The organism is Xenorhabdus aichiensis (assembly GCF_028598775.1).
Classification (GTDB): domain Bacteria; phylum Pseudomonadota; class Gammaproteobacteria; order Enterobacterales; family Enterobacteriaceae; genus Xenorhabdus; species Xenorhabdus bovienii.
Genome location: NZ_JAQRFO010000020.1, coordinates 72743 through 79497, shown reverse-complemented (window position 1 = coordinate 79497; position 6755 = coordinate 72743). Strand labels below are relative to the sequence as shown.

The window sequence follows — 6755 nt, the reverse complement described above, 5'->3', positions numbered from 1 at the left end:
TGAAAAAGGCCGCACCGAAGCAGCCTTGAAATTCGTTATCCGTGATCTAAACGGGGTGATCTCTTTTTCGCTGAAAATCACATTAACACATTGATTTATCTAGCATGTAGGGGTGTTCCCTAACCTTGATCGAGGTGTTGACCATACCACCCAAAATCACACTTAACCTATTGATTTAAAATTGATGTAGGTGTTGACCGACCATGATCGAGTTGTGGAGGCAGGCGCTGATCTCCTGCATCGGTTTCTAGATACTCTCAGGGGCTTAGCCTAATCCGCAGAGGCCGCCTCTAGATGGTGTGCGGTACATCCGATAGTCCATACACTGCCAATCAGCCTTGGCATTCTCCACAACGGTAAGGTAACTCATTCAAAAGCAACCTTACCGTTGCAGAAAGCAAAAAACCCCGCACTGGGCGAGGTTTAGAATTCGTAGTGAGTATAGTTACAAGTTCCCACTATTTGGAGATATTAAGCCATATTTATGCAAAATGCAAATACTGTTGATGACATAAAACAGTTTATTTTGTCACCTTGCTAAACATAGCTTCCGCACTGCTTTCTTCGGCATAACACTTACCTACCAGCCTTTCATAAAAGGGCTTCCAGTTACGAGACCATGACGATTGAGTCAATGCAGGAACAAGCGCCTTGATTGCCGTATAAGCCACTGATGATGGCACCCGGCTGTAACCCCGCCCTGAGCATCGAGGGCAGATTTTATCAACCGGTACGCCCTGCAATGCAGTCTTTTCCTCATCGACTACGAACCCCCGCCCTTTGCAACGGCAACGACTTGACAACGTGCCTTTACCATTACACTTTTGGCAAAGTTCACCCACCTGCTCTTTTTCAATCCACGGCGCAATAATCACTTCACCGTCCGCACGAATAATGCCGGGATGTTTTTCCACTTCTTTCATGCCGTAGATAAGTCCTTTTCCACGACATTCCGAACACTGACAAGTTGACGCGGCTGAACGGGCATAATCTTCAAATGCCATCTTCGATAAGATCACCAAACATGGCCCCAGTTTATTCCCCGCTGCCTTTGATATCAGCTTAGGGACAGTTCGCCTTGCATATCGGGTCAGTTCTTCTACGGTGCTGAACTTGTCTTCTTCACTGACCTCGTTCTTCGCAAAAAACGCCGCCATTCCGAACTTGGCTTGTGATCCCGCCATACCCAAAGCCGCCGCGGTATCCATGCCTTTCATTCTGTCCGGTGCGGTACTGGTTGACGCATCACTGAACGTCGGTGTTTTCGGGTGAAAGTGTTTTAATGCTGATTCCAGTTTCATACGGCACACTCTCCCACCAGATTAAGAATAATTTTGTCAGTCAGCTCACGATCATGAAACCGTTCTTCTTCCAGCACCCATTTACAAACGTCGATAGCCTCTTGGCGGTTCACGGCTTGGATAGTAGCCAGTTTTCCTTCGAGATAATCTTCCCGGTCATGGATGTGATACCTATCACCATCACCGTATCCGCCCGGATCAAGTTCTTTGGCGGCGACATTGCGCATCTGATATAACCCGTCCCAATAAAGGAATTCACGAACAACATCAGACAAGGTATGCGGTTCGGGGAGTTGTTCAGCAAACCCTTTCGCCGTCGCCTGGCGTAATTTCTCAGTTTCGTTAACACGATCACCGCGCATACACCCTTCTGCCTGTTCGGTTTCGTTCCAGTAGTAGAAGGGTTCATAAATGTCTGCCAGCTCCCCCACCAGCATTAATTTCTCCGGTTCGGTCAGTTCCAGTGCGGCTTCGTAGCTGGCAAAAGACGCCCTCACCTGACTGGCCTTTTTGATTTGCTCCTTCGCACTGTTTATATAACCTTGCGGGTTATCCATACTCATAGTGCCAAAGGCTATCTGGAAAGGATGTGCACCCGATTTCATCAGATAGTCAGAATATTTCTGCTGGGCTGCCTTGGGGGTGATTTTCAGCTTCTTCAAGGCTTCCTCGGCGGCCTCAAGGTGGGCGGGTTCATTGGTCTTAATGACTGCCAGTACCCACAGGTAAGCATCCACCTGTTTATTGCCGGTGATCTTGCGCTGAACAGGTAACGGTTTCACCGTGGCCAGCGCCGTGCTGTAACGAGGTTCAGGAAGAGTGAAAAGGGTTTTGTGTACTGTGTTGTCCATCATGATGTTGTCTCCCGCTGCGGCTTCATAAATTCTCTTTCTCTGGCTTGACAACCTTGCTGGAGCAGGTCGTTAAAATCCCCAAGGTCAGGCCATCTCACACTGACACGCTCTATGTCATTATTTGCTTTCAGATTTTTAGTGGCACAGGCATAGGCTGCCGCTTCCCCTGTTGCGCTCCAGTCGTTATCTGCAAAGATAATGAGGTGCTTAACGCCACGAGGGGCGAGAAATTTCGCCATGTGTCCGGCGTTCATGGTTGACCACGTATTCACCCCATAGACCTGTTTACAGGACAGTGCCGTCTCAATGCCTTCGGCGATCCCCAGCGTGGAAGCCACCGGAAACATCCGAATGGCCACCGATTCAGCGTGCGCCAGATAGCTGTCTTCCTGTAGTGACATCATTTTTTTGGTCACATCTAAAGGCGCTTTCCGATCCCCATCCAGATAGGTTCGGTGCAGGTAACACAATTGACCGCGTGAGTCTGTCGCCAATGCCCACATCGCCTGATAATCCCCTTGGTATGTCGGCTGCTTTTCACAGAAGCGGATTTGTTCAATAGACTGATTGCTATAAATCCCCCGACTTTGAAGGTATTTTTCTGCCGAGGTGCCTTTCAGTTCCGGCATGCGTGAGTAAAGGGTGATTATCTTTTGGCGGTTATCTGCAACCGTACTTGTTTTAGGTTTTGGTGTGACCTTATCGCGATGAATACCCAATAGCTGATCAATCTCATCCGCCTGCACTTTGAATTCTTTGCCCTGAGTCAATCTCAGTAGTGCCCAGCCGTCCCCGGCATTGCAGGTACAGATGAAGGTTCCGCGCCCATCACGGTCATCAATGCGGAATTTGCCCTTTTGCTTACAGATTGGGCACTTCCCTTTAAAGTGTTTCTTGCCTGTCACGGGCGGTAATTTGTAATAAGCGAAGATTTCAGGCCAGTGGCCAATAACGGCATCGGTCGTATTTATTCTGTTCACAGCATGTCTCCCTGATGTGGCTGAATGCCTAATTTTTCACGAATATCACTGACCTTCTGATGGGCAACCTCAAGACGCATTTCCTGCTGCTCGTTGCTGGACGGTTGCACCTGTTCCGCTTTTTTGCGGGATTTCGCGAAGGCAATTTGTTTGTGCCTGATGAAGTTGTTAACTTCGGGGGTCATCTCTTGTGGGGTATCATGAAAGCCTCGAGGCTCGACACCGAACTTCTCTTTAAACGTATAGAATACCCAGCCGTTACTGATGGTCTTACCCTGTGAGGCGCGTTGGTTCTGGTAGTACCTCAACTGCGAGTAGAAACTCTGCTTTTCGGCTTGGGTGTAGATACGCTCTTTCTTACTGAGCTTTTTGATAGTGCGGCTGGTATCAACATCAATGTCTTCACCTGTCAGCGGCTTAAATCCACATTTGGGACAGACATAGACCCCCGCTGGCTTCATGTAGTGGCAGGAGGAACATTCCTTCGGTAACTTCTCCCGCTTTCCCTGCTCCCGATAACTGGAACTGGACTTCATGCCGTCATTCTTGCGGGGCAGTTCGTCATATTCGATATCATCGGGATAGCCAAGGCGGTGAACCGTGCCGGAGTGATCCAGAATGATAGCCCTGTCTTTACCCGGTGCTGGGCGCAGGGATCTGCCGATTGACTGGAGCCAACGAATTTCCGACTTGGTAGGCCGGGCGTAGATAATGCACCTGACATCACTGTCAAAACCCGCCACGAGAACTCCGATATTGACGATAATTTTCGTCGCACCCTGCTCAAAGCGATGGATGATCAAATCCCGTTCATCATGAGGTGTGTTGGCGGTCATGATCTCAGCGTTCACCCCGGCACGGTTAAATTCGACCGTGATAAAGTTGGCGTGACTGACATTGACACAGAAGCAGATAGTAGGCTGATTTTCGCCCAGCTTAAGCCAGCTACTGACCACATCACCCACCAGATCAGCGCCGCACATGATTTCAGCTATTTCATCTTCCTTGTAGTCGCTGCCGTAGTCGTCATTGCGGGCAGACTTCACCTTGCTTAAATCGGGCTTGGTCGGGGCGTAAAACTCGTAAGGACTCAGGTCGCCACGCTGGATTAACTCTTTTATCGTGGTGGGCTTTATCAGCTTCTGATAGTAGTGACCCAAGAACGGCGAGAAAGGCGTACCCGACAACCCCACCACCTTACAATCCGTTTCTGAGGTCAGCCGGGTAATTTCTTCCAGTATCTTTTTGCGTTTCAAGTGCGCTTCATCAATCACCAGCAGATTAATGTCTTCGGGAAAGTCACGGCGGATCAGCGTGTCAGCCGACGCAATCTGAATCAGCTTTGACGGGTCTTGATTGGGGTGATCACGCCAGATATAACGAATTTCATCCTCCGGCAAGCCATACTCGATAAAGCGCTGGGCGGTCTGGTTTATCAGAACAAGGTATGGGCAGATCATCATGACCTTCATCCCCTTGGATATAAAACCGTCTGTGATGAAAGCAGATAACCCGGTTTTGCCTGCACCAGTGGGGGCATAGACCATGAAAGAATTAAAATTCTTCCAGTCTCTACGCAGCATGTTTAAAGCGCGCTCTTGTGCAAAGTTAGGGGTGATCGTTAGCATTCTGTTACCCCCTGTTTATTTTTTGTCGTTACCGTGCAATAATTTGTCTCAGGTAACTTATCTCCGTTGCCTGCAAGAGCCGAATTAGCTTCACTAGCCAAAGTCCTGCCGTTCGGTTTCTTGCACCCTCTTACATTTCCCTTCTTAGTTAACATTGATACCCTCACTTGAATAATTTCCACTGCCAGAGGACAAGCCTTTTTCTTTTCCCCATTTAGCCGTCTAGCCACCTGTCCCATTTTGTAACCCCTACAGTGATCTACATTAAGATCTGAGTTCTCCCTCTTGGCTGTGCCTTCCCTAACACCCCCTTTCAAAGATCACCCCCCAAACCCCCCTAGAAAGTTTTCCCCTCTTCCCCAGAAAACATACATAGCCATCTAAACGTCTAAACATCTCATCCCCTTAACTTTTTGATTGTTGATTTACTGTTAACGGCTTCTCTGTATAGCCTTGCATCGATCTGTAATGCTTTTTGAAATACAGCCGGAGCCATTTGTTAGCGGCCTTAGCCCCGGTGTTATCCCGGCGAAATGACACCGGATCTTCATCTCGCCGCAGTTTGTAGACGTATGCGTATTTATCCCTCGCATATTCCCTCATGGTTGGTTTCATCGCGGCAAGAATCTTTTGAATCCATTCCGCGTCACCCAATTGATACACTTCGGGCATGACTACGCCGGTAAAATCAGGAAAAGCCGCCATCACAGAACCCCCAACAACAACCGCACTTCCCATATAGGGATCACGAGAAGTGCCAGTGCATAAACAGCCATCGACTGAAATTTATTCATTAGCTCCAATCTCGGGCGGCGGAAACACCTTGGGCAGATCAGGGCGTAGCTCGTGGGCTTGGACTGCACCGTTTGTGGCTTCGACGATTATCACCACGTTTTCTGGTGATATTCTTTTCTTCCCAGTTAACCAATCGCTCACCGTGGATTGGGCTTTGCCAATATGTTCTGCAAATCTCTTTTGGCTACCCCAAAGCTTTATCGCTTTCTCTATTGGTGTATTAATCATAATCTCCTCAGTCACAAAATCAATCGCTATAGCTATTATACATATGATGAAGCATCAATCAATTGCTATAGCCATTTTGATTTATCATCGCCATAGCGATATACTTAAATAAGTAGAGATTTATTAACGATTACTCATAAAGGTTAAAAAATGACATTTACAAAAAGGCTGAATCGTGCAATGCACGAAGGCGGGTTTAGCCAAGGCTCATTAGCCAAGGCAGCTGGAATGGCTCAATCCAGCGTATGGAAGCTAACTTCAGGAACTGCAACCAGAACCACCAGACTCGTTGATATCGCTCGCGTTTTAGGTGTGCGCCCAGAGTGGTTATCTGATGGTAAAGAGCCAATGAGAGCCGAAGAAAATAACGAGTCAGGATGCAATGATATAGAAATCATTGAATATAAAGGAATGTTTCCGGTTGATATGTATGAAGGGGATGAGCTTACTGGTGATCGGATAATGATTCCTAATTTGGTGGAATCTGAAACCTGTAGAGCATACAAACTACATGTGAATAGTGGGTGTTCGGAAGCCCCTGCCGGCGCAATTATAGTTATTGATAGTAATGAGACAGCAGGAACAAATGATCTGGTATATGCCAGAGTCAACAAAGCGTTATCAGTCTATAAATTCGTTCAGGGTGGCTCTCATGGATATCTATCTGTTGACGATAGCCGCGTTCCACTAGTTAATGTTGGGAACCCTGACGTTGAAGTTATTGGGGTTGTTGTATTCCTTCTTCGAAATATGAAACACCGCTGAAACTCCACCTGCTCTACCATCTCTTTATTTGGAACGGGAGTTATATACCTCCCAGTTCCTATTCTAATTAACTGAGACACTTTCACCCTCCTAAACTGTACACATATACAGCATTATACTGCATCAATTGTAACTTGTTTGCAATAACATAAATTCTTTATTTTACTTCATAAAAATCAACATATTATCTATTTCCTTGAAAAA

General features: G+C 47.3%; 8 protein-coding genes. 1 reads left to right on the top strand and 7 read right to left on the bottom strand.

What is annotated here, in order from left to right; genetic code table 11:
• Window positions 1–521: 521 nt before the first annotated feature.
• The 7 genes from PSI22_RS10820 to PSI22_RS10790 all read right to left on the bottom strand — a co-directional run bounded on the left by PSI22_RS10820 (window position 522) and on the right by PSI22_RS10790 (window position 5786).
• Window positions 522–1301, bottom strand: coding sequence for an antitermination protein Q (locus PSI22_RS10820; RefSeq protein WP_273579757.1), 780 nt, complete (start codon window positions 1299–1301; stop codon window positions 522–524).
• Entirely contained in the window at window positions 1298–2155 is an 858-nt protein-coding gene (locus tag PSI22_RS10815; RefSeq protein ID WP_273579756.1) for a helix-turn-helix domain-containing protein, read from the bottom strand. The genes PSI22_RS10820 and PSI22_RS10815 overlap by 4 nt, the downstream gene beginning before the upstream one ends.
• Window positions 2152–3135: a DUF7146 domain-containing protein gene (locus PSI22_RS10810; RefSeq protein ID WP_273579755.1), complete on the bottom strand. Its 984-nt coding sequence runs from the start codon at window positions 3133–3135 to the stop codon at window positions 2152–2154. Before PSI22_RS10810 ends, PSI22_RS10815 begins: the two co-directional genes overlap by 4 nt.
• Complete coding sequence (locus PSI22_RS10805; RefSeq protein WP_273579754.1) at window positions 3132–4763, bottom strand: DEAD/DEAH box helicase; 1632 nt, start codon at window positions 4761–4763, stop codon at window positions 3132–3134. The genes PSI22_RS10810 and PSI22_RS10805 overlap by 4 nt, the downstream gene beginning before the upstream one ends.
• On the bottom strand, window positions 4757–5080 hold the full coding sequence (locus PSI22_RS10800) for a hypothetical protein (RefSeq protein WP_273579753.1): 324 nt from the start codon (window positions 5078–5080) through the stop codon (window positions 4757–4759). Before PSI22_RS10800 ends, PSI22_RS10805 begins: the two co-directional genes overlap by 7 nt.
• Window positions 5081–5168: 88 nt before the next feature.
• A complete protein-coding gene (locus PSI22_RS10795) occupies window positions 5169–5468 on the bottom strand; it encodes a hypothetical protein (protein WP_273579752.1) in 300 nt (99 codons plus the stop codon).
• A gap of 81 nt (window positions 5469–5549) precedes the next feature.
• Window positions 5550–5786: a transcriptional regulator gene (locus PSI22_RS10790; protein WP_273579751.1), complete on the bottom strand. Its 237-nt coding sequence runs from the start codon at window positions 5784–5786 to the stop codon at window positions 5550–5552.
• A 150-nt stretch (window positions 5787–5936) separates the two neighbouring features.
• Here PSI22_RS10790 and PSI22_RS10785 point away from each other — a divergent pair, with 150 nt between their 5' ends.
• A complete protein-coding gene (locus PSI22_RS10785; RefSeq protein ID WP_273579750.1) occupies window positions 5937–6551 on the top strand; it encodes a helix-turn-helix domain-containing protein in 615 nt (204 codons plus the stop codon).
• The last annotated feature ends 204 nt before the right edge of the window (window positions 6552–6755 follow it).

What these genes read in the sequence shown, in the direction of transcription:
- PSI22_RS10785 (WP_273579750.1), top strand. Translation starts at nt 5,937, where the DNA reads ATGACATTTACAAAAAGGCTGAATCGTGCAATGCACGAAGGCGGGTTT.
- PSI22_RS10820 (WP_273579757.1), bottom strand. Translation starts at nt 1,301, where the DNA reads ATGAAACTGGAATCAGCATTAAAACACTTTCACCCGAAAACACCGACG.
- PSI22_RS10790 (WP_273579751.1), bottom strand. Translation starts at nt 5,786, where the DNA reads ATGATTAATACACCAATAGAGAAAGCGATAAAGCTTTGGGGTAGCCAA.
- PSI22_RS10815 (WP_273579756.1), bottom strand. Translation starts at nt 2,155, where the DNA reads ATGATGGACAACACAGTACACAAAACCCTTTTCACTCTTCCTGAACCT.
- PSI22_RS10805 (WP_273579754.1), bottom strand. Translation starts at nt 4,763, where the DNA reads ATGCTAACGATCACCCCTAACTTTGCACAAGAGCGCGCTTTAAACATG.
- PSI22_RS10795 (WP_273579752.1), bottom strand. Translation starts at nt 5,468, where the DNA reads ATGGCGGCTTTTCCTGATTTTACCGGCGTAGTCATGCCCGAAGTGTAT.